This is a genomic window from Candidatus Paceibacterota bacterium (assembly GCA_041660505.1).
In the GTDB taxonomy this organism is placed as follows: domain Bacteria; phylum Patescibacteriota; class Minisyncoccia; order Phycocordibacterales; family JACRKE01; genus JBAZWG01.
In genome coordinates, this window is sequence record JBAZWG010000001.1 from 332,716 (window position 1) to 355,064 (window position 22,349).

Genomic DNA, 22,349 nt, shown 5'->3' on the forward strand with positions numbered 1-22,349 from the left:
GCAATGACAAATATTTCTCGGCATTCTCTCTGTGTATAATATTGATTTTATAGTGTTTGTAAATACTGACGCCTTAATGCCAGCAACTTCTTTGATTCCCAATAAAGATCATACACGTACACGGCAAAACGGTCGAACCACCCGGGCTCGCGTTCATAGAGCAATATCCCATCCTCTATAGCTCCTCGTTGATATATCGGCGACATTTGGGCTAGTTGTGCAACTTCGACATCTATAGCCATCTTTTGAGAGATTGCCGCCGCAATCTGACCGACTTCAATTGTGCTAAGTTCAGATTTTACAGCAATACCGATATCAATATCACTTAATCTATTCGCATCCCCTCTCGCTTGCGAACCGAAGAGAATCGCCGCCTGTAAATCATACTGCGGGGCTATTTCGGCGATAGTTTTCCGTAATAATTCCGTATCTATCATATCTACCAGTATATTGCCTTTCTAGCCTTGGCGCAAGAAGAAATTCTAGTAGCTATAATACGCCGATGTCGTAAACGTATTGATCGGGCTGTAGACCGGTGTGCCGGTGCTAAGTGATGCGACTAGGCGGTATTGATACACAGTACCCGGCTGGAGATATGTGACCGGCGCGCTCACAGGTATTATGCCGGCCTGGAAGGTATTGTTGGTCTTGTTCGTGCGCATGACGGTGTTTGCATTGGTCACATCGGTGCCATATTCGAACCATGTCCAGACGGTGTCACCGCTTGTGTTGGTGAGATTGACGGTGCCGTTAACAGTCGCGCTGTTTGGCGTGATGTTTGTTGCTTGGGTTGTCGCTGTAGAGCTAATCGCGCTCGTCACGACATTATTGTAGCCGTAGTTATATCCATACGCGTTGGTCGGTGTAGTTACAACAACCGGTGCCGACACCACAGAAACTTGCGAACAGTCGCTCGTAACACACGCGTAAACTACGTAGGTATGCGTACTGTTGGGAACCAAGTTACTAACCTGCAACGTTTTATTGGATGTAACTGATATCACACTAGACTGATTGTTCGGCAAGACCTCTACAACCTTGAACGAATAGATACCCGTCGTGTTATACCAAGTCAGCACAACGGAATTCGGCATAAGGGATGACGCCGTAAGGCTAAATGGTGCGCCAGCCGTTACCACTGACACGCCGTTATATCCGGTCGTCCCATTATCTACTTGGAAATAGAGCGTATTACTGCCGGTGCCGTCTGGCTTACGCAAGCGAACACCGTAGTTCCCCGGTGTGACCGGTGATGCGCAGGCGTTCTGATCTATCGAAGGATTGGAGCAAGGATATTTGATCGTCGTTGGGAAGATGAAGCCGAAGCCCGGGTCGACTACGTCGACAGTAACATAAGACTGCCCCGGCGGGATAATTTCTATCCTGTCATTCACGGTGATGTTACTGCCCTGGAAGTTGACTCGGACGCCGGCCATACCTGATGACGGCGAGAGCATTGAGAGATACGGCGCCGGCAAAGAAATGACCGGCGGTGTCATCGGCGGGTAATTCGTGGTGCCAGACTGGGAGTTGGTATAGCTCGCGTTATTGACTTGAAGTTGTAACTGGAGCGCCTGTTGGAGGAGCTGAATCTTCTGGGTCAATTGTTCATTGGTGTCGCTAGGTAGTGACTGCACAAGATTCAAAATATACTGCACCTGCGCCTTCTGGCTGTCCATTGTAGGGTTATACATCTGGGCCGAGGCCGTAAGAGGCAAGAGCATCGCGCACAAAATATAAAGGGTGTATTTTTTCATACACATAGTTTAGCGCTTTTGAGTACGCTCTGCAACCAGTTTCCCCTCTCCTTCGGGGAGGGGCGCAGGGGGAGGGGCTTTACTTCCTCGCTTCGATAATCTGGGCTTCGATATTCTTGGAGACAATCTGATATTCGCAGAATTCCATGGTGAAGCTGGCGCGGCCCTCGGTCATACTGCGGAGCTGAGTGACGTAGCCGAACATTTCCGATAGTGGCACTTTGGCATTGACCACTTTGTTCTGTCCGCGATTTTCCATACCTTCTATTTGGGCGCGGCGGGATGACAGGTTACCGGTCACGTCACCCATAAACTTCTCGGGCGTCACCACCTCCACCTTCATTATCGGCTCGAGGATAACCGGGCCGGCGCGTTTGGCCGCTTCTTGGAAGGCGATGGAGCCCGCCATTTTGAACGCCATTTCGGACGAGTCCACGTCGTGAGATGAACCGAAGGTGAGCTCGACGGATACATCCACAACCGGGAAGCCGGCAAGAATACCGCGGCCAAGAGCTTCGCGCACGCCTTTCTCAACGGCCGGGATAAATTCATTCGGAATGACACCGCCCTTGATACTGTTGATGAACTCGAAGTGGTCCTCGCGCGTCGTATTCTTCGAGACTTTTTTATCAGGGTCAACAGCCTCAAGCGGTTTGACGGTAAGCACGCAGTGGCCGTACTGACCGCGACCGCCGGACTGCTTGATGTGCTTGCCTTCCGCCTCGGCGCTCTTCGTGATGGTCTCCTTGTACGCCACCTGCGGTTTGCCGACGTTCGCCTCCACATTAAATTCGCGCTTCATGCGGTCAATGATAATTTCGAGGTGGAGCTCACCCATGCCGGAGATAATCGTCTCCATTGTCTCTTCATCGGTCGAGATTCTAAATGTTGGGTCTTCGTCCGAGAGGCGCTTCATGGCCAAGCCCATCTTCTCTTGGTCGGCCTTGGTCTTGGGCTCAATGCGCATAGACACGACCGACTCCGGGATCTTGATAGACTCGAGCACGATAGGATGTGCCTCATCACAGAGCGTGTGGCCAGTCTTGGCTTCTTTAAGCCCTACCGCCGCCGCGATTTCACCGGCGAAGACTTTCTTAACCTCTTCGCGTTCATTCGCATGCATGCGGAGGATACGGCCAAGGCGTTCGCGCGAACCGGTACTGGCGTTATAAACATAAGAGCCAGACTCGATTGTGCCGGAGTAGACGCGGAAGAAGGTGAGCTGGCCAACAAACGGATCTGATTGTAATTTGAAGGCAAGAGCCGAGAAAGGCTGGTCGTCAGAAGCCGGGCGAGTAATCTCCTCACCCGTGTTCGGGTCAGTCCCCTTCGTGACCGGGATGTCTAGCGGCGATGGCAAGTAGTCAACGACAGCATCGAGCACAAGTTGGACGCCTTTGTTCTTAAGAGCCGAACCGCAGAGCACAGGGACTATCTTGTTGTCGATTACCGCTTTGCGGAGAATTTTCTTGAGGCGCGCGATATCGATCTCTTTACCTTCCAGATATTCATTCATCGCGGTGTCATCTTCGGCCACAATCTTCTCGATGAGTTCGTGATGGAATTTCTTGGCTGTCTCGAGCAAGTTTTCCGGAATTTCCGCCTCTTTTACCACACTGCCTTTGTCTCCTTCGAAGTAGAACGCCTTCATTTGGAGCAGGTCAATAACGCCTTCATGCTTATCCTCTTCGCCAATTGGGATTTGCATTCTTACTGCGTCCTTCGTAAGCCGGTCTAATATTGTGGCGTAAGAATGTTCGAAGTTACCTCCCGTGCGATCGAGTTTGTTAATGAAGCAGATGCGCGGCACGTTGCCCTCGTCGGCATAACGCCAGTTGGTCTCGGATTGGGGCTCTACGCCGGCCACGCCGTCAAATACTACGACAGCGCCGTCCAAGACGCGCAAAGAACGACGCACTTCGATAGTGAAGTCAATGTGCCCCGGGGTGTCAATAATATTGAAGCGGAGCTTTTTACTGACGTCCTTCTTATCGGCAACGTAAGTCGGTGTCCAGAAGGCCGTGGTTGCAGCCGAGGTAATAGTAATACCGCGCTCGCGCTCTTGCTCCATCCAGTCCATGACGGTGTCGCCCTCGTGTACCTCGCCGATCTTGTGTGATACGCCGGTGTAGAAAAGGATGCGCTCCGAAGTGGTCGTCTTGCCCGCATCAATGTGGGCGATGACGCCGAAGTTACGTACTCTGTCCAAAGGATAATCTCGATTCATGAAAATAATTTCGAATTTCTAATTTTTAATTTCGAATGAAACAAAAAAGCACGAGTGCTTGTGTCGCCATACAATACAGTAAAATTGGGAAATAATCAACCCGCGCGAGTCCGCATTCCGAGGTTCGAAAGTGGTCAACACCCGATGTTGACCACTTTTTGATTAACCAACCAAACTTCTTTTCTCCTCTTCGAATGCTTTCAGCTTGCTTAATTCTTTACTACTCCAGCGGCAGGAATGGCCGGTTTTGTTCGGCTTGCACAGTGCACAACTGCGCTTTTTATTTTTCAATCTTTTGCGCATGATTAAATTTTACTTGATTTTTTATGTGTTCCATCATATACTTATCTCGTGCTTGGAGGGCTTCAGCCCTGTCACGGCTATCCATGCTGTAGCCAGGCACGCTAAAGGACATCGTTCAGAATATGGCGGTGTTTTTTAGTTTCTGGTACTTCTTTAATCATTCTCAGGGTCACCACCATGCAGTATCCTACGTTTCGCCTCTTTGTTAATTTTCCAGAATGGAATGATGCTCCAGAAATACTTTTCTCCGCCAGCTACTTCTTTGACAATTACTTTGACGCGGACGTTATCCAAAACCGCGATGAATTCATAGAACGAAACATCTTTAAGAACATGCTCCCAGCGATTATTCGTCTTTTGTGATTCGAACCGTTTAGTATGGAATATGCCTTGTACCGTCCGCGAGAGTCTTAAGACTTCAGGTGCCAAATGTAATAATTTAAGCCGTGCATACTGGTCATGGTGCGGCCGCGCTTGTTGATCCGATTTGAATTTTAAATGTCGAATCCCCTTAGCATTGAATGCGATGTCTCCGGAAAAATACGGACAGCGCACAGATTTAATAGTTTCATAAAATGCTTCTGCTCTATCGCGATGTGCCAGGAAGTCAGCTTCATCTTTCAAATTAAACTTTCCCATGTAGCCGTCATTATAGCGCAGTCGAAACAAATCAGTTGTACCCGGAATGGGGACAACGCAAAAGGTTCGACCTTTTACTTGCTTAAGGTCGAACCTTGGAAATACAAATTCGGGAAATCAAACTACCAGGCGAAGTGGGCGAAGGCTCTGTTTGCCTCTGCCATCTTGTGAGTATTCTCGCGCTTCTTGACGCCCTCGCCTTCGTTCTTATTGGCGGACATTATTTCTTCTACCAGGCGCTTGTGCATAGGCTTGCCCTTTTTGGCGAAGGCGGCGTTGATGAGCCAGCGGAAGGCGAGTGACTGGCGGCGCTCCGGGCGCACTTCGCGAGGTACTTGGTAGGTCGCACCACCAATTCGACGTGAGCGGACCTCCATAAGCGGGGCGACGTTCTTGATGGCGTTCTCGAAGAGCTCGAGCGGAGCCTCGGTCTTGCCGGCGGTTTTAAGCTCGTCCAACATGCCGTAAACGATCTTCCTCGCTGCATTCTTCTTGCCGCGCTCCATTATATAGTTGGTGAACTTAGAAACCACTTCAGAATTATATTTGAAGTCTGGTGTAACTTTATTTCGGTTTTTTACTTTTCTGCGCATAATTTTTGTCTGTCTTTAAGGTTCAACCTTTTGGATGCCTAAGGTTGAACCTTGGCCAGTCTTTATTTCTTTATTTCTTTCCTGCCTTCGGAGCCTTTGCACCGTACTTGCTGCGACCTTGGCCGCGCTTCTCTACCCCACCGGCGTCCAAGCGTCCACGCACAATATGGTAGCGCACACCGACAAGGTCCTTCACACGGCCGCCGCGAATCATCACGACAGAGTGCTCTTGCAGGTTGTGGCCGATGCCCGGGATGTAGGCGGTGACTTCCATACCGTTCGTCAAGCGTACGCGAGCAACTTTACGGAGAGCGGAGTTCGGCTTCTTCGGCGTTGTGGTCTTTACCAATGTACAAACACCGCGCTTGAAGGGCGACGGGTAATAAATCGGCTTGTTTTTGATCGTGTTGAACCCGCGCGAAAGAGCGATCGTGCGGATCTTGCGCTTCTGAACTTTGCGCGGCTTGCGGACAAGTTGATTGATGGTTGACATGTAAGTGAGTATGATAGCAGAAATTTGCCTATAATGTCAATTTGCCGTAGGCTTAACTAGGTTTTGGCGGGGAAAGGAAGGATATGATAATAATAAAGCCTGTGAGGCGGAAGCGGCGCCTCGATGACATCTTGGGAGAAATCCTAGCGTTCGAGAGCGACCTCGAACGCGACTTCAAGAATACAGCGGCGGCCATTGGCTCGCCGAACTTCGTTTATCACCTTCAGAAGACTCATGCGAATTGCTTCAGTCTTTTGGATTTGGTGAACACCAAGTTTCATAGACCAGCCGATTTGCCTCCAAGTGCAAAGAAGGAGAATTTGCTACCTCTTTGCGATTGGACAGTTCTACTCCTCGAGCGGGTCATCGACACCTGCAAGAAGAGAAAGGACTCGCAAGTCCCATGGTCCTTGGAGCCAGGAGTCGAGAGACTCAAGGCTATCAGGGCGAACATTTCCGTCATTTGAACGGCCGCGCGTGAATCCCGCCACACGCCGGCCCATTGCGACCCCTCCGCTCGACACAGAGCAGTGAGGGGTCGCTTCTTTTCCACAGAAATTTGCCTTAAACGTCAAGATGTGTTACTCTAATTACAGTTTGATTGGCGGGAAAGGAAGAGAAGAAATGAAATTCTTGACTAGAGGTGTGTTTCTCAAGGTCGAGGAGCTTGTCCATGCTCTTCGCGCTAAGAGCACACTCGAGGTGCACACCATGAGGTGGCACCTTTTCGTTTACCTCGGGGCCGGTGAAGCCGAGAAATTCGGGATCACTCGTCCCGAAAACACGGCCACGGATCTGAAAGTTGCCAGGGATTGGACCGAGGCAACCTTGAAGAGACTCTCGGCACTGACCGGGTCGTGCTTTTTCGAGGAGCAACTCTCTCTCCTCGAGAGACCTCTGCCCCAGACGGCCAGTAAGGTCTCGGACGAGTTCGAGGAAATCACTGGCTGATCAGCCCGACCAACGGCCTGCGTGAACCCCGCCACACGCCGGCCCAATACAAAGCCTCCCTCGCATGGTGCGTCGGAGGCTTTGAACTTTCTATGAGATACTTAAGCGCCAAGAATCAGCTTAATCAAAAAGTATTCGAAATTCACAAGCCATGTTACGCCGGACGAGTTCAAGAAAACAATGAGAATAAAAACCAAAAAGAGCTGATTGCGCGTCATAAACTCTTCTATATATCTTAAGTGATACGGCAAGAGGGCGAAGAGAAGCTTAGAGCCGTCCAGAGGCGCAACCGGCAAAAGATTAAATATACCTAATGAAATATTAACAAATATGATTGTGAACAGTAATGTCTGCGCGGGAAGACTAAAATAACCAAAGAAGAAGCGCGAGATAAGCCCGAAGACAATAGCCAAGAAAAGATTAGATAAAGGCCCGGCGGCGGCAACTATTGCCGGCCCCCACTTCCCTGCCTTTAGATTATACGGATTATACGGCACCGGCTTGGCCCAGCCGAAGGGGAATCCGGCAAGCGAGGTTATTATCGGCACTAGAATTGACCCGACAGGATCAAGATGTTTAAGAGGGTTCAATGTCAGCCGACCGGCGTATTTGGCCGTCGGGTCGCCGAGTATGTAAGCCACATAACCATGCGACACCTCGTGCACGATAACCGACATAATGAGTACGGCGAGCGAGAAAATTATAGTGAGTAGGCCAGTATCTTGCGGCATAGTGATTTATATGATAACATAATGGCTCTTATGGCAAAAGCATGTCCACTATGTGCGCGAACGTCAGCCTCGGGCGGAGGATACTCCAACCGTGTTCGTGCTACCAAATTTAACCCGACCGGCACGGTAGCCAAGAAGGTTAACCTCCAATGGGCCAAGATCAAAGACGGCAGTAGAATGAAGATCTGCACCCGCTGTATCAAGGGCAACAAGAATCTCACCGCTACGCGGTAGTTGAAAGTTTTAAAGTTTAAAGTTGAAAGTTCGGGATTACTTCCGAGCTTTTTTAGTTGCGGCTGCGCCTTCTACTGACAGCACTTTACTTGTCATTGTGTTCATGCCGTTTACAAATTGTGATGATGAGATAAGGGATGGTGAGCTCGTAGATACCGGCTCGAGACGAATCTCGTACTTGAGCGTGAAATCTTTTTTTGTAGAGATGTACGCGTAATCAGTTTTAGTAAATACGTCCTTCGGAATCTTGCTTATGACCGGCACATCGTCTCCCCATGGCGCGAAGTCGAAGCCGGCTTTAACGGTGGGCTTCTTCGCTGTCTGCGGATGTTCGAGACGAATCTGATTCGGCGTCTTCATCAGCTCGCTTAGCGACATTGGGAATTCGCCGGCCACAGTCTTGTAACTCCCGAGTGCATAGAAAATACTTGAGACATTAGTTTCTTGCTTGTGTTCGTAATATTGGTCCAGGGTCATCCCCGAGAGCGATGCATAGGCTTCGACTGCGGAGATAACATTACCGGGTGCGACTAAACTGATCGGCGTATTAATATCAGAAAGAGTCAGTGATGATTCGGTAACCATCATTTTATCTTTCGTGGCAGGGTCACTTTCGTCATAAGCGATTTTGGAGAGCGCATGCACCTTGACTGGGAAGGCTGTCTGCGGGTCGATCCAAACCTGCATCGCCACATTCGGGTCTGTATCTAATTTAACATCGTATTTATATGTGCGCGTATCTCCAATATTCTCATTTGCGAGATAGGTGGCAGAAGCATGCGTATTCTGCATGGTTTCTATGGCACTTAATACTTGTGGCGCGCTCGAGGCCATACTGCCGAGCGAGAAACCGAACTCGTCCGCCGTGGTTTTATCAAACTTAACCCACTTGCCTTCAACCTTCGAAAGATCGAAGAGCCCGAGCGACGGAAGTTTATTGAGTTGAGCATAAAACGTTTCTCCTATTTTCATGAAACTGGCTTCTGAAGTGAAGGAAACTCCCCCCACGGTGCCGGTGAGCGTACCGTGAAGTTGGCCATTCTTATTAAGCACCGAACTTGAATCGGTTATATCGGCAGAACCGGATATATCCGCGTGAATGGTCATATCAGCCGGCATTCCGTAACCTGACATACCTGTAACGGCAGGAGTTGTAGAACCGGTGACGAGTGCCTTGGGTGGCCGAGGGACAGAATTATCATAAGGCTCTGTCTTAACATCGATAGAGGCGGAGTAACCGAATGTATTAATAGAAGAAAACTTACCGAGCATCGCCCCGAAGAGCTGATCCTTGGGATACCTCTCGAAGAACGAAGAAACGAATGGCAGTTTGCTAATCTGGTCAGACAAAGCCGGCGGCAACCACGAACCGGTCATAGCGAACGATACGCCCGAGCCGATACTGGCCAGCACAACAAGCACAAGGACAACCATCGCGAGCTTATAAAAGATTCCGTGCTTTTTCTTTGGCATTACGCTAATCACAGCACCTGGCGGAGTCTTTGGTGCAGGTGCAGGTATTGGAATCGCTTTCGGCACCACCTCCGCTTGCGGGACAGATGGGTGCATCAAGTCCATCGGCATTGTTGGAATACCCGTAAGTGTGGTACTCAAACTCTGGGCCAGATTTTCATGAGCTGCGGGTGTCGGAAGAGTCATTCCGCGAGGAGCGGCTACTGGTGCGGGTATCGGCGCATAAGCAACTGCGGGTGTTGAGGACGCAAATTCAATTTTAGTATCTTGTTTTATCGCGGCAGACAGATCGTTCATCAAGTCTTGATCCGCCGGATGCGTCATAAGAGGAACGTCAATAGGAGCAACTGGCGCCGGCGGTGTTACGGGCTTTGGTGCCACCGGTTCCGCTTTAGCGGTCGGGATGGGCATTGCTGGTTTCGTCACAAGCCTATCTTTTTTAATTTCGGCTATTGCATTCTCTATTGCTTGTACCGAGTAACCAACCTTGATCAAGTCGGCCTTAGTTACATCTTCTTTACCGTTTGTAACTTCGCCTTTTAGATATTCCCAAATGACTCCGCCTTTTGTAATGGTATCCATACATCTATTATACAATGCGCGGATATATAATGATATTGAAAACAGTGGAAAAGTTTTTATTTCTTTTGCGCGATAGTATTACCGTCGGAGACGAAGGTTATTGTACCCTGCTCATCCGTGCGTAAGTACGGGACGCCGAATTTCGCGAGCTTATCCAACGTTTCTTTATTCGGATGACCGTATTTATTGTCTTTACCGACAGAAATAATAGCGAATGAGGGTTTAACATATCCAAGCAGTGCTTCGCCGGTTGCGGTCTTAGAACCGTGATGACCCAATTTTAAAATATCGGCCTTAAGATTATCGCCGTCTAGCGATGCGAGATAATTTTCGACCGCTTGCGGTTCGTCGGCGGTCATAAGCACGCGAGTTTTGCCGTAAATCAATTCTGACACAATGGATTTATCATTAGTGTCACCGCCTTCTATGTATCTGTCGGGGAATAATATTCGCAACGTTGCTCCCCCGCCGAGGTCAACTACTTGCCCGCGTTTGGCGATAACGACCGGTATCTCCTCTGTCTTGGCAATTCGTTCAACGAGTTGTTCTTGTTTATTAAGAGAATTGCCGGGCGACACCATCAAGGCGCCGACATCATCGCGCGACAGCACGCTTGGCATACCGCCGGAATGGTCTAAGTCGGGGTGCGTCTCCATCACGAAGTCGATACGGCGATCATAGAATGGCAATTCATTGCCAAGCCTGCGCAAGACGATACTACCCGGGCCGGCATCGATGAGCGCATGATTCCCCACCGGTGACTCAATATATATAGAGTCGCCTTGGCCGACGTCTAGGAACGAGATAGTCAGTTTGCCTTGTCTTAACTCGTGGGATAATACATAAGCAAAGAAAAATACCGATACGCAAAGCCCGAGAAGAAAAGCTAGTTTAGCGTAGTGCTTTTTTGTGAAGAATTTCAGGTAATTTCCTTTCATACAATATCAAGCATAGCATGGCCAGATACCAGATAAGCATTAATGCCGTAGGCAATGAAGCGATTTGCAAATACGCGAACGGCAGATGAGCGGCGAGCGACACAACTCGTAAAACGTACAAAAGCAAAATGTGAGTCGGCACGAGCGCAATGAATGCGACCGGATATGCAATGAAGCCGAGCACGATCATTATTGCGCCCAAGAGCATTAATGTCGGGACGACAGGCAGGATAAGAATATTGGCGAGAAGCGAGATGAGAGACACTATCCCCGTCTTATATATAATGAGTGGCATTATCATAGCCTCGGCCGCAATTGTGCCCGTAAGAATTTCTTTGACTCCGTAGAGCGCTGGTGCGCGTACGAGCAAACGACCAACAACCGGCGAGAGCCAGATAATGCCGGCGGCAGCGAGGAAAGAGAGTTGGAATGAGAAATCATAAAGAGGCGTAAGCGGATTCCAAAGAGACATTAGCAGTGCCGTGACCACAAGTGCCGTGCCGGCATCATATGTCCTGCCTTCTTTTTGCGCGAGCAAAAGTATCACAGACATCACTGCCGCACGCACAGCCGAGGCAGAAAGCCCGGTCATAATGACGAACAAAACAATCATTACCCCGCTTAGGCCGAGGCCGATAGCCGTGGGTATACCGAAATATAAAATGACTGCTCCGATAGCATTCGCAATTATCGTAATGTTGTAACCCGATATGGCGACCACATGCGAGACGCCTGTCTGATTGAATTCGGCAAGTACCTCTTTGCCTATCGTCGTACGCGCACCGATCAAGATGCCGGCGACGAGCGACGACTCCGGCTCCGGCAGAAGTTCTGATATTTTATTTAGGAATGTATGCTTGATTCCGTAAAGAAAAGAAAATGCAGAATTGCCTGCACCGCTCTTTATTTTCGATACGCTCGCATATTTAAACTCATACTGAATACCGCGGAGTTTTAAGTATTCCTTCCAATAATCCGTCACGTTGGTCGCCTCAACTGCAGTTAAATTACCTTTTATGGAGATCAGATCACCGTAAGTAAATTCCTGCGGGCCGTTTAATGTCACCACGGCCTCTTTATTTTTAAACATAGAGTCGTCAGTAAACTTAAGCGTTAGCCGCATACCGGTGTCTTGCTCTACCGGTTCGTCATTAACTACTGCCTGTATATTCACACTTTGCGCCGGTAGAAGTGCGGGTTGATTCACCTGCCAGAATTCATAACGAAAGATACCGAGACTTGTGGCGATTAGAAATACTGCGGTAATAAGCACTGCTCGTTCGCGCGATACGAACGGTAATATGAGCGCAAGCAGAAGCAAGAAAATCCCCACAGACCAGCCGAGCGCGAGAAAATAGGCAACAAAAATACCTGCGACGAATCCGACGCAGGCAGTGTAAACGTAAACACGCATAGCCTACGCCTTATGATTATCAATAGCCTCGTTCGAGAGCCGGTCGGCTTCTTTATTCTTTTCGCGCGGGACGTGGGTAAAGGTAATGTGCGGAAAGTGGCTGGCAATCGTCATCACGCGGTCGAACTGTTCACGCAAGACCGGATGCTTCACGCGATAGAGCCCATTCAACTGCCGCACAGCGAGCTCGGAGTCCATCCGCACATCCAGGTGCGTATCCTTCGCCGCAGCGCCTACGATCTTCTTAGCTTCAGTCAGCCCCAGAATAATAGCCTGATATTCGGCAAAATTATTCGTCTGGTTACCAAGATATTCTGTGCATTCTTTAAGTACCTTCCCGTCAGCATCAGTAATATAAGCCCCCGCCCCGGCAACGGCTTTATCTTTCACTTGATTATTCCGCGAAGCCCCGTCGGTATAGATAATTAACTTTTGCACGACCATCAAACTTATTGTATCCTCGAAGAATCGTAGGCCGTGCGTACCTCAGTGCGGAGCCATGTTTTAGCATCTGTGTAACTAGCGAAAACCGCCTCCTTTTGTGCGGTGCGCAACAGTTCACCGACTGGGCCATCAGGAAGTTCACCCTTAAAATCAACCACACAGTTATAGCCAGAAGTATGATCGGCACCCTTAACAATACGATATTCAACGTTTACTCCTTTAAGGATTGGATGAATTTCTGCGGCAGCATCATCAACGAACTCAGGCGCCACTCCGCCTTCCTTCGCCTTTTGTCGAGTAAGTTCTGCAAATCGCTCCGAAGAACCCGTGGGCAGTCTGTTTGCCTGCAAGGAATCCTGAATCTCAATGTCTTGCGCTTTTTCCTCTTCGTGGGTACCTGGTACTGATTCGCTCATTTTATTGTTGTTTACTAAATAATGTTGTCATTATATCCTTCACGCGACATTTTGCAATCCACGCCCCTTATTCCACAAGACCGCCTTGTGCATAGGCCCAATCTACAATTCTAAGCCGTAACTCGTGCGGGTATTTGAAGGTGGATTTTTCTAGCGTTACTTGTAGATCAAGCTTCGTATCTAGTTTGATATTTTTGAACTCGTCATAGGTGAAGAACTTAATAGCGCCTATACTACTGCGTGACTTTTTGAGAATTAATTCTGTATGTATCCCTTCTTTGCCGAAGAATCTTACTTCGCTCACCTCGACATTCTTTAAACTGAATACCGGCTTCTCGTTACCAACACCGAACGGCGCGAATTGATCTACCTCTCTGTACATTTCCCAGGTTATGTCATTAACGTCAATCTCTATATATTCTGATTTTTCTATTTGAGCCTTATTATAGAGAGTTGAACTCTCTAAGTTAAGCTTCTTGTAAGCAGATATCAGTGCCGGTGCAAACAATTCTATTTTATCTTCGTAGATTGAGAAGCCGCCGGCGAGTTCGTGCCCGCCGAAGTCTAAGAATATTTCATTGGAAATTTCTTTCGTTTCTGTCATCAGCTCTACTATATTTACCGAACCGTCGGAACGGCACGAGCCTTTCAGATGTGTTGAAGTGTGTTTGCCCCAGACGAACGCTGGCTTCTCATATTTCTCTGCGAGCATATTGGCGGCGAGGCCTACTATCCCCGGCTTCCAGTCTCTATGGCCTATCACTATAACGGGTAAATCGGTGTGTAAATGCATGAGCGCCTCGGCTTCTTGGATGATAATTTGCACTTCACTCTTCCTGTCTGCATTGTGATCCAGTAATTTTTGCACGAGCTCCGCCGCCTCGCCGCCATCTTCGGTCGTGAGCAATTTGAAGGCATCATAGGGGTCGCCCATCCTACTCGCCGCGTTTATGTGCGGGCCGATGGTGAAGCCGACGTCATCTTCTGTTAGATTTTCCGGCCTAACATTTTTCTTTTTTAACAATTGCAAAATACCGACCCTAGGAGTTTTACGTAATACTTTGAGCCCGTAATAAGCCAAGACTCTATTCTCGCCGGTCAGAGAAACCATATCGGCAATAGTTGCAAGACCGGCCAGATCAAGCAACCATTTCTCCCAGCCTTTCGGTAGCTCGAACTTCCCCTCTTTCATCAAAGCCTGCACTAACTTAAACGCCGTGCCCGCACCGCAAATATTTTTATTTTTATACTTGTCACCTTTCTTTTGTGCGTTTATTATTGCGTAAGCTTTCGGTAGTTTATCCTGAACAATATGGTGATCTGTAATTATTACATCAATGCCAAATTTACTCGCCTCGTCAACCGCTTCTGTATCTGTGATACCGCAATCTACCGTGATAATTAATGAAGCGTGTTGTTTCTGGAGTTTGCGCACCGCTTCTACTGTCATGCCGTACCCCTCTGTATATCTATGCGGAATATAGGCGCTGATTTTCTTGTACCCGATTTTTTTGAAAAATTCGTAAAGTAATGCCGTGCCCGGAATGCCATCGCAATCATAGTCGCCGAAGATGACTATCTGTTCTTGATTCGAAATTGCATGGAGAATTATTGCGACCGCTTTCTTCATCCCCGAAAACAGGAATGGATCGTGCAAGTCGCGCACATAGTCCGGATGCAAGAATATTTCTGCCGCCTTTTTTGTTGTTATGCCGCGTGCTTTGAGCAGCTGTTGCGTAAGGCTGGCCATATGAGCTATGATTGTAGCATATGGATTGTATCTTCTGTAAAATCATCCGGGGCGAGATACCGTGCGAGAAAGTCTATGAAGATGAGTTCGTTTTATCGTTCTTGGATATCAACCCGGTAATGCCTGGACATACGTTGGTAATTACCAAAGAACATCATGCCAATATTTTGGAAGTAGCCGAAGGCACGCTCGAGCGCCTCGCAACCCGCGTGCAGAAAGTGGCGCGCGGAGTTAAAGACGGCACATTAGCGGACGGCATCTTCGTCTCAACCTTATCCGGCGAAGCCGCCGGCCAAAGCGTCTTCCACATCCACTTCCACATAATCCCCCGTTATGAAAATGACGGCCTGGTAAACTGGCCGTACAAACCGTACGCCCCGGGCGAGAGAGAAGAAGTTGCCAAGAAAATTAAGACTGCTTTGAGTTCTTAAGGGCTTCGATGGCCGGCAGGGTGCCTTTGGCCAAGAAGTCTATCATGGCGCCGCCGCCTATTGAGACGAAGGTGAATTTGTCTAAGAGGCCGAGCTTTTTTATCGAGGCAATGGTGTCGCCACCGCCGACTATCGTTCCCGCCTTTGACTCCGCCAAGATTTTCGCCATGCTTTCCGTGCCTTCTTTATAGCCTTTTTCATAGACCCCTAACGGCCCGTTCCATAGCACAAACCTCGCTTTCGCGATTTCTTTACCGAGCATTTGTATCGTGTCTAGTCCGACATCGAGCATATTCTCGTTCGTTTGTACCAAATCCGGATTTTTGGTTAAAGACTGTCCATCGCGATCTACAACAACATCTGCCGGCAACAAAACATTTTTATATCCCAAAATTTTCTTGGCTTCTTTAAGATCGCCGTCGACCAATGAAAGCCCTGTTTCATAGCCTTTTACTCTAAATAAAGTGTTGGCAAGCGAACCGCCGACGAACACCGTGTCGGCCTTACCGGCGAACTGGTGCACTAAAGGAATTTTCGTATCTGCCTTGGCCCCGCCGAAGATGCAGAGGAATGGATGCGTCGGTTCGAAGGCGCCGGAGAGCTGGACGACCTCTTCGGCAAATTCAAGCCCGGCATAACTTGGTAAATATTCCGTAACGCCGACAACGGAGGCGTATGAACGATGAGCGTCCGGAAATGATTCGTTAACAAAAAAATCTGCGCAAGATGCAAGTTCTTTTGCAAAGATAGGATCGTTCTGCTCCTCGCGCGGATCGGTACGGATATTCTTGAGCACAACCCCTTCTCCGGGCAGAAGTGCGTCAACTTTTTCGTTAACAATCTTCGGATCAAGTGAGTCAACATATAAGAATCCGAAATATCGCGCGATAGGTTCTGTACTCTCTTCCCCGTCGTGCCCGATGTGGCCGACCAGAATTATCTTCACCTTGTTCTCTTTAAGATATTCGATGGTCGGCTTAATGCGGTTGAGCCGAAAGTCTTCTGTTACTTCTCCATCGGTTATGGGCACGTCCATGCCGGCGACAACCAAGGCTCTTTTGCCCTCCAGGCTCGGTATGCTCCCAATTTGTGGCAGATTGTTATGCATGTGCGGCGTTACTTGCTATACGAATAATTTCAGAAAAGTTCTTGGGGTTCAAACTCTCTCGGCCGACAAGCAGACCGTCTACATGAGAAATAGAGAGTAGTGCGGTGGCGCCTTTCATATCGACAGATCCGCCGTAGAGCGTGCGCACTTTATTACCCGTCTTACTCAAGACGCTCGCCAGCACTTTGCGGATATAAAGCATCATCTGTTCAATCTCCTCCGGCTCGGCGGCGCGGGCCGCGTCTTTGCCTATCGCCCAGACCGGCTCGTAGGCTATGACGATGCGGCCGGAATCTTTCTTCTGTACACCCTTAAGCCCAGCCGTTAGCTGGTCTTGAACGGCAGAGAGATAAAAGCCATGTTCATCACGCTGTTTCTCACCGACGCAAAGAATAATAGTGAAGCCCAAAGCAAGAGCCATTTTAACTTTCTTATTAATCATTTCGTCGGTATCACCCGCCGCGCGCCGTTCCGAATGGCCAATAATGAGATATGAAGCGCCGGCACCACGTAACATAAGCGGAGAAATTTGACCCGTATAGGCGCCGACCTTCTCGAAGTAGGCGTCCTGCGCACCAAGCTTGAGCTTGTCCGAGCGAAACATTCTATTAATTTCAGAAAGATATATGTCCGGCGGACAGAGAACGGTCATAACATTTTTAGCAGTCAGAGCCTCTTTCTTTATGCTATTCACTATCCCCTTAGCCACCTTAAGCGACTCGGGATTCATCTTCCAATTCCCTATTATTAATTTTTTATATTCCATGTCGTAATACTACTGTATTTCGCGCCACTTTAACAGTGCGTAGTTGGAGGAGACCAGCGGGAAAGATGGAGGCGGACTATAAAACAAGTTCTGATCATAGACATAAGTGCGCGTTTGGTAGCCGGTACCGTCGGCGTAGGCAAAGCCGGGACGGTCGAATGAAGTCATTGAACCGTAGAGATATAGGGACGCACGCGTATCATAGGGCGAGCACTTATCATCATCCCCTTCTTTTTTATCAAATTTGAAACGTTGGACTGACCCGTCCTTCGCAATAAGCGCCGCATCGATGCGCAAGTTATCATCGCTCTGCCAACCGATATTGATGTTATTCTGGCCGAAAATTCCGATAACATCGGTACCGTCATAGTTGGTATATCGGATGCCGTGATTTATCGTTATATTTTTCTCTTGCCCGCTGAAACTTCCGGCAGCGAGCGTTACTCGCGTGTTGTTAACCTGTCCATCAATCCACAAGTCATCTTCAACGAAGATTATGCCGTTGGCGGGATAATTGTTGGTACTCAATTTAGTTTCCGTATCTATTGCGCCCAATTCCCAGCCACTCTGCCCGCCGTTCGACGGACAGCTACCTCTGGGGACAAGTTTGTCTACGTTATACACGTCGAAAGTACCGTTGATCTTAAGCACAATATGGTAACCGGCAGAATTCCCACCAGCTTTTGATAAGTGGAAGCCGCTTGAGGTTAATGACTTTGTTTTCAAATCAAGCATAGTTGCCGTCAAGCTGGCGAAGCTTACCGCCGGAACAGTATAAAATGGCGGGAACTGTCGGCCGGCCAGGAAGACATCCGGCCGTGACGGAATAGACTGCACCGGCGGAACAGGGTCCACGGGAGAAACGTTGGTATTTACTCCTATCCTCTCCGTGTGTCCGTCGTCATCATAGGTATCAATTGCGGCACTGACGATATTGTGGGCGACACCGTTGAATTGGATGCCGTGATTGCTGTGGACGAGACCATATGACTGTGCTCCGGTGCCCATCACCATGCTCGAGTCGGTAAGAATTGCATACTTTGCGAACGAAGCCAGAGCGAGCGTTGCTTGAACCTTGCGCGTAATGCTCGAATCTTCTGCAACAGAACCGATAGAAGTTATCACGACAGTCGTGGCACCTAGAGGCGGCGGCGTGATGGTTAAGGAATAACTTCCGATAGTATTCCCCAGTTTATCTTGATAAGTGTGCACATAAGGCCCGACATGACCGGTGCCATCTTGATAATCGTTCTGGAAATGGGCAAGGTGCCAGCGATAGTATTCAATACCCGCCTCGGCAATATGGAATGCTTGTTCGCGTAAAACAGCCTTGCGAGTTGCATTCAGTGACGCTACTCCCCACAAAGCCAAGGCGCCAAGAAGAACGCTGCCTACGGTAGCAAAGACAAGGACTTGGACGAGGAGAGCACCTCCGGAAGTTTTTAGTTTGTAGTTTTTAGTTTTTAGTAAAAACAAGATCATAGATTATCTTTCAAATTACGAATCGTCACTTGAGTACCGTCGACTATCGGAGCCGGTGAACGGTTCGGGTCAGGATCGACGCTCACGTTAACTTTTACCAAGCGCACTTGATCTATCGGTACAGGCTGGGTAAACGGCGCGCTATTACCGGTATAGGTGTCCGGATAATATGAAAATATTGCACTGCCGTTTGTGACGGTGTGCACCAGCTCTATAATTTTCTCGTTCGCAAGATTATATGTCGGCGGAGAGCCCAGTGTCGGCGAGATTATCCCCCTCTTTAATATATTGCCGCTCATATAATATCTGACCTTCTCGTGCGTACCATCGCCGTTTACATCGGAGAAAAAAGTAATGGCCGAACTTGATGCGACTATAAACAAGTAATCGCCGGCATCGGAGGGTTCGGCGGTTCGCAACTCTGCCGTGAATTGCTTGAGTCCGCGACGCAATTCGTCTGATGCGATAAGCCGTTCTTGGTTGTAGGCGTTCAACGAGAAAACATCCCTGCTGAATGAGCTTACGGCAATAGCCAAGATTGCAAGAATAGCGATTGAAACCAGAAGCTCGGTCAACACAAATCCTTTATTATCATGTAGCCTCTCCATAAATTATTGATGCGTAATATAAACCAGGCGCTGCTGCCAGTCATCACTTACTAATATGTCATTTGCTATGGCCGTTGTATAGCCCGGAGCACTAATGGTGGCGGTGTAATAATTAGGAGAGCTATATTTGGTCAGACCTTGGAACAACACTTCCCCCGACGGCGTGCAGGCAGTGGTGTACTGAAATTGCACGTCTGTTACGGACGGCGTCAAAGTAGACGACGCGGTTTGTAAGAGTACTTTATACCTGAAGTAGCGATTGTTCGCGAGCTCACTGCCGATGGAATTTTGTGCCAGCGTGTAATACGTGCTTGCAGTACCGTCCGGGCCGATATAGTTCCAGGTGGTATTGTCGGTGTTGGCGGCAATTTGCATGCGCACCGCATTCGCCCCGACACCTGCCGGCACATCGACGGGGTTCCATTTTACATTATAGAGCGACGCGACTATGCCAAGGTCGAAGCTAGATGATGTTAACCAACCGGACGGTGCGTAGGTCGAAAAAGTTTTGAGCAGACTGATTTGCCCAGCTGGCGTGATAGATATGTTGCCGTCAGAGTCATAAAATTTAGTTTGGTCGGTATAGTTCGCCTGCCCTGCTCCGCCGGACCAGTCTGTCTGTTCCAATACTCCAACGCCAGTCGACTTAGAAAGATTAACACTGTTCCCCGTCAGCGTGACGGTCGCGCCGGAAACAGGAAGTTTAGTGGCCGTGTCTTTTATATCCAAGAGCAACGCCGCCGCTTGTCTGGTATAAACTGTGAGGTTTATCGTCGCCGTCGAGGCAGGGGCGATAGCTATCGGCATTATCGGCAAAGCGCCGCCCAAATCATATGTTGTGCTGGATGATGTTATCGTGTAGTTGTCCCATTCGAGATTCGGGACAGTAATACTCCCTGTCGCACCGGTATTCTGTCGAACAAAGTATTTATAAACCGGCAAACCACTCTTGGTGCCTATTGTTTTATTGCCTCGGAGCATGAATGGGAAGTTCGGTTGTGGAACGCAAGATGTATTAACACTCTGGAATACTGGCGAGGCGGTCCGGTCTATATAAAACGAGAGACCGGTAGTCTGCCCTGCCGAGACTGTCGCATCGCGCACGGTTGGTGTCGGATTATCGCTTGTCACTTTATACGTTTTATCTGTGGAATAATTATCTTTAGTCGTGCTTAGCGCGTACGAAAGACTTGACGGTTTGACGTCATAAATAGTAAGCACCCCCTGCGCGTTAGTAACATCGAAGAAATTCAGATTGGGTGATACTGCGGTGTTGACGATCGTTACTTGCGCGCCTTGCACCGGCTGGGCAGAAGCATCGCGGACAGTAATCTTTAACGCACCGTTGTTGGTGGTGGTCTCAAGATTCTTCGGTGCTATCGTGGTTGTGAGCGCGATTGGCGTAAATTTTTTACACATACTGCAATCGACTGATATCTGCGCGAGCTTGTAATCTGCCTCGGCAGGGTCCGTCGGAAAGATACCATCCGACGGGTCATCGACATTACGGATGGTCGTCGTCACCCGAAAGGTGTTGCCATCGCGAACGGTAGTAGTCGACTCCGTAACGACACCAGCCGGGATGCCGCCGATAATGCCGACGCTCTGATAAGGCAGATTGTGCAAAATTTCTATCTGCTCGTTCGCAAGCTCGATAGCATCAAGCTTGTCCCCCGCTCCGCGAGTAACGATCATCACGCTCGCGTAAGACTGATACATGGCGATAGAGACGATAGCAAGCAATGCCGCCCCAACGACAATCTCAACCAGTGAAAATCCGCGCTTCATAGCTAGCTTATCGAGTTACCAATAGAATAGATGGGTTGAATGATAGAAATGGCGAAAAATCCGACGGCACCTCCGATAAGGAGCATCATGAGAGGCTCGATGATCGTCGACATATCTTTGGTCGCTGAGTCTACCTCCTCTTCATAAAAAACTGCGGTCTTCATCAGCATTCCGGCCAAGTCTCCTGTCTCCTCTCCCACTTCTATCATCTCACCCACAAGTATCGGGTAGAGCTTCTCGTTGGCTTGGAAGACGGCAGAAAGCGGCTTGCCTTTTTGAACAGCGCTGACAGCTTCATCCAAAACTTGCTTATATAAGTCGTTCTGCATTACGCCCTTGGTTGTCTCCAAGGCTTGCACCATATCCACACCGGAGGAGATAAGCGACGAGAGCGTGCGTGCGGTCTGTGCGGCGTTGGATTGTTTTATTATATTACCAATAACCGGCGCATGCAGGGATATAAAGGTAACTGCACGCTTACCAAACACCGTCTTAAAGAACCAAGTAAGCAGTGCGACAGTGGCGATAAGCACGAATAGCGCGATAAAATAATGATTGACCAGAAAAGAGCTCGTCCCGATAATGAGCTGGGTCTGCCACGGCAGGGCCACATGCATCGAGGTGAACGTCTTGGTCAATGTCGGCACGACGAATATCATCATCAGGACACTGATAATAATCATTATACCGATAATGACTGCGGGGTATATCATCGCCCCCTTGACCTTGCGCTGGATGGTGTAAGTCTTCGTCATCTGTTCGGCGAGCATCTTAAGAGAGCTTGGGAGATTACCCGACTGCTCCCCCGCTTTAACCATCGCCGAGAAAACCGGCGGGAATATCTTGCTCTCCTTCGCCAACGCATCACTCAAGCTCCCGCCGGCGTCTATCTCGGCAGTAATCTCTTTGGCCACTTTCTTTAATTTTTGATTGCTTGTCTGACGATCCAGAATTTTAAGCGCGCGCGAAAGCGATAAGCCGGCCGTGAGCATCGAGCTTAAGTTGTTGGCGAAGGTGATCTTGTGCTTAAGAGGCACCGAGACAACCATCTCGTTCAAGCCTTTGAAATAGTCGGCAAAAGCCTTGGTCTCGGCAGTCGCCGAGACGATAGAAAGTCCCTCCTTACGCAACTCGTGCGCCAGCTCGAACTTATCCCGCGCCTCGCGGACGCCAGTCGCACTCGCGCCACTAGCATTTTTCGCAGTGTACTTGAACTTCATA

General features: G+C 49.0%; 23 protein-coding genes. 4 read left to right on the forward strand and 19 right to left on the reverse strand.

Going from position 1 to position 22,349, the window contains the following annotated elements:
* Window positions 1-47 precede the first annotated feature (47 nt).
* The 6 genes from WC764_01795 to rpsL form a co-directional block, all read right to left on the reverse strand.
* Window positions 48-437: a nucleotidyltransferase domain-containing protein gene (locus WC764_01795; protein MFA6006442.1), complete on the reverse strand. Its 390-nt coding sequence runs from the start codon at window positions 435-437 to the stop codon at window positions 48-50.
* A gap of 45 nt (window positions 438-482) precedes the next feature.
* Entirely contained in the window at window positions 483-1,757 is a 1,275-nt protein-coding gene (locus WC764_01800; protein ID MFA6006443.1) for a hypothetical protein, read from the reverse strand.
* Between the two features lie 79 nt (window positions 1,758-1,836).
* Complete coding sequence (gene fusA, locus WC764_01805; protein MFA6006444.1) at window positions 1,837-3,984, reverse strand: elongation factor G; 2,148 nt, start codon at window positions 3,982-3,984, stop codon at window positions 1,837-1,839.
* Window positions 3,985-4,440: 456 nt separating this feature from the next.
* A complete protein-coding gene (locus WC764_01810; protein MFA6006445.1) occupies window positions 4,441-4,926 on the reverse strand; it encodes a hypothetical protein in 486 nt (161 codons plus the stop codon).
* Window positions 4,927-5,048: 122 nt separating this feature from the next.
* Window positions 5,049-5,519 (reverse strand): 30S ribosomal protein S7, encoded by a 471-nt coding sequence (gene rpsG, locus WC764_01815; GenBank protein MFA6006446.1) that lies wholly within the window; start codon window positions 5,517-5,519, stop codon window positions 5,049-5,051.
* Window positions 5,520-5,589: 70 nt separating this feature from the next.
* Window positions 5,590-6,012, reverse strand: a complete 423-nt coding sequence (gene rpsL, locus WC764_01820; protein ID MFA6006447.1) for a 30S ribosomal protein S12 — start codon at window positions 6,010-6,012, stop codon at window positions 5,590-5,592.
* An 83-nt stretch (window positions 6,013-6,095) separates the two neighbouring features.
* Here rpsL and WC764_01825 point away from each other — a divergent pair, with 83 nt between their 5' ends.
* Together WC764_01825 and WC764_01830 are read left to right on the forward strand one after the other, a co-directional pair.
* On the forward strand, window positions 6,096-6,479 hold the full coding sequence (locus WC764_01825) for a hypothetical protein (GenBank protein ID MFA6006448.1): 384 nt from the start codon (window positions 6,096-6,098) through the stop codon (window positions 6,477-6,479).
* Window positions 6,480-6,609: 130 nt separating this feature from the next.
* Window positions 6,610-6,963: a hypothetical protein gene (locus WC764_01830; protein ID MFA6006449.1), complete on the forward strand. Its 354-nt coding sequence runs from the start codon at window positions 6,610-6,612 to the stop codon at window positions 6,961-6,963.
* A 101-nt stretch (window positions 6,964-7,064) separates the two neighbouring features.
* On the opposite strand, the gene WC764_01835 is transcribed toward WC764_01830, so the two are convergent.
* Window positions 7,065-7,694, reverse strand: coding sequence for a site-2 protease family protein (locus WC764_01835; protein MFA6006450.1), 630 nt, complete (start codon window positions 7,692-7,694; stop codon window positions 7,065-7,067).
* 30 nt (window positions 7,695-7,724) lie between these two features.
* Between WC764_01835 and WC764_01840 the strand changes: the two genes are divergently transcribed.
* Window positions 7,725-7,928 (forward strand): 50S ribosomal protein L28, encoded by a 204-nt coding sequence (locus WC764_01840; protein ID MFA6006451.1) that lies wholly within the window; start codon window positions 7,725-7,727, stop codon window positions 7,926-7,928.
* A gap of 36 nt (window positions 7,929-7,964) precedes the next feature.
* Here WC764_01840 and WC764_01845 read toward each other — a convergent pair whose 3' ends face one another.
* The 6 genes from WC764_01845 to recJ all read right to left on the reverse strand — a co-directional run bounded on the left by WC764_01845 (window position 7,965) and on the right by recJ (window position 14,945).
* Window positions 7,965-9,983, reverse strand: coding sequence for a hypothetical protein (locus WC764_01845; GenBank protein ID MFA6006452.1), 2,019 nt, complete (start codon window positions 9,981-9,983; stop codon window positions 7,965-7,967).
* A 56-nt stretch (window positions 9,984-10,039) separates the two neighbouring features.
* A complete protein-coding gene (locus tag WC764_01850; GenBank protein MFA6006453.1) occupies window positions 10,040-10,921 on the reverse strand; it encodes an MBL fold metallo-hydrolase in 882 nt (293 codons plus the stop codon).
* Window positions 10,875-12,335 carry a ComEC/Rec2 family competence protein gene (locus WC764_01855; protein MFA6006454.1) on the reverse strand — a complete coding sequence of 487 codons (1,461 nt, stop codon included), beginning with the start codon at window positions 12,333-12,335 and terminating at the stop codon, window positions 10,875-10,877. The genes WC764_01850 and WC764_01855 overlap by 47 nt, the downstream gene beginning before the upstream one ends.
* Before the next feature lie 3 nt (window positions 12,336-12,338).
* Window positions 12,339-12,779, reverse strand: a complete 441-nt coding sequence (locus WC764_01860) for a ribonuclease HI family protein (protein MFA6006455.1) — start codon at window positions 12,777-12,779, stop codon at window positions 12,339-12,341.
* Between the two features lie 5 nt (window positions 12,780-12,784).
* Entirely contained in the window at window positions 12,785-13,195 is a 411-nt protein-coding gene (locus WC764_01865) for a hypothetical protein (protein ID MFA6006456.1), read from the reverse strand.
* A gap of 67 nt (window positions 13,196-13,262) precedes the next feature.
* Window positions 13,263-14,945, reverse strand: coding sequence for a single-stranded-DNA-specific exonuclease RecJ (gene recJ / locus WC764_01870; GenBank protein ID MFA6006457.1), 1,683 nt, complete (start codon window positions 14,943-14,945; stop codon window positions 13,263-13,265).
* 20 nt (window positions 14,946-14,965) lie between these two features.
* Here recJ and WC764_01875 point away from each other — a divergent pair, with 20 nt between their 5' ends.
* Window positions 14,966-15,376, forward strand: coding sequence for an HIT family protein (locus WC764_01875; GenBank protein ID MFA6006458.1), 411 nt, complete (start codon window positions 14,966-14,968; stop codon window positions 15,374-15,376).
* On the opposite strand, the gene pgk is transcribed toward WC764_01875, so the two are convergent.
* Genes pgk through WC764_01905 form a run of 6 tightly spaced genes read right to left on the reverse strand, consistent with a single transcriptional unit; the run spans window position 15,354 to window position 22,348 of the window.
* Window positions 15,354-16,484 (reverse strand): phosphoglycerate kinase, encoded by a 1,131-nt coding sequence (pgk, locus tag WC764_01880; protein ID MFA6006459.1) that lies wholly within the window; start codon window positions 16,482-16,484, stop codon window positions 15,354-15,356. The two genes, WC764_01875 and pgk, sit on opposite strands and share 23 nt — an antisense overlap.
* Window positions 16,477-17,250, reverse strand: coding sequence for a triose-phosphate isomerase (gene tpiA, locus WC764_01885; protein MFA6006460.1), 774 nt, complete (start codon window positions 17,248-17,250; stop codon window positions 16,477-16,479). The genes pgk and tpiA overlap by 8 nt, the downstream gene beginning before the upstream one ends.
* A 9-nt stretch (window positions 17,251-17,259) precedes the next feature.
* On the reverse strand, window positions 17,260-18,732 hold the full coding sequence (locus WC764_01890; protein MFA6006461.1) for a hypothetical protein: 1,473 nt from the start codon (window positions 18,730-18,732) through the stop codon (window positions 17,260-17,262).
* Window positions 18,729-19,340, reverse strand: a complete 612-nt coding sequence (locus WC764_01895) for a prepilin-type N-terminal cleavage/methylation domain-containing protein (GenBank protein MFA6006462.1) — start codon at window positions 19,338-19,340, stop codon at window positions 18,729-18,731. Before WC764_01895 ends, WC764_01890 begins: the two co-directional genes overlap by 4 nt.
* Window positions 19,341-19,343: 3 nt before the next feature.
* Complete coding sequence (locus tag WC764_01900) at window positions 19,344-21,128, reverse strand: prepilin-type N-terminal cleavage/methylation domain-containing protein (protein ID MFA6006463.1); 1,785 nt, start codon at window positions 21,126-21,128, stop codon at window positions 19,344-19,346.
* A 2-nt stretch (window positions 21,129-21,130) separates the two neighbouring features.
* Window positions 21,131-22,348 (reverse strand): type II secretion system F family protein, encoded by a 1,218-nt coding sequence (locus WC764_01905; GenBank protein ID MFA6006464.1) that lies wholly within the window; start codon window positions 22,346-22,348, stop codon window positions 21,131-21,133.
* Between the last annotated feature and the right edge of the window lies 1 nt (window position 22,349).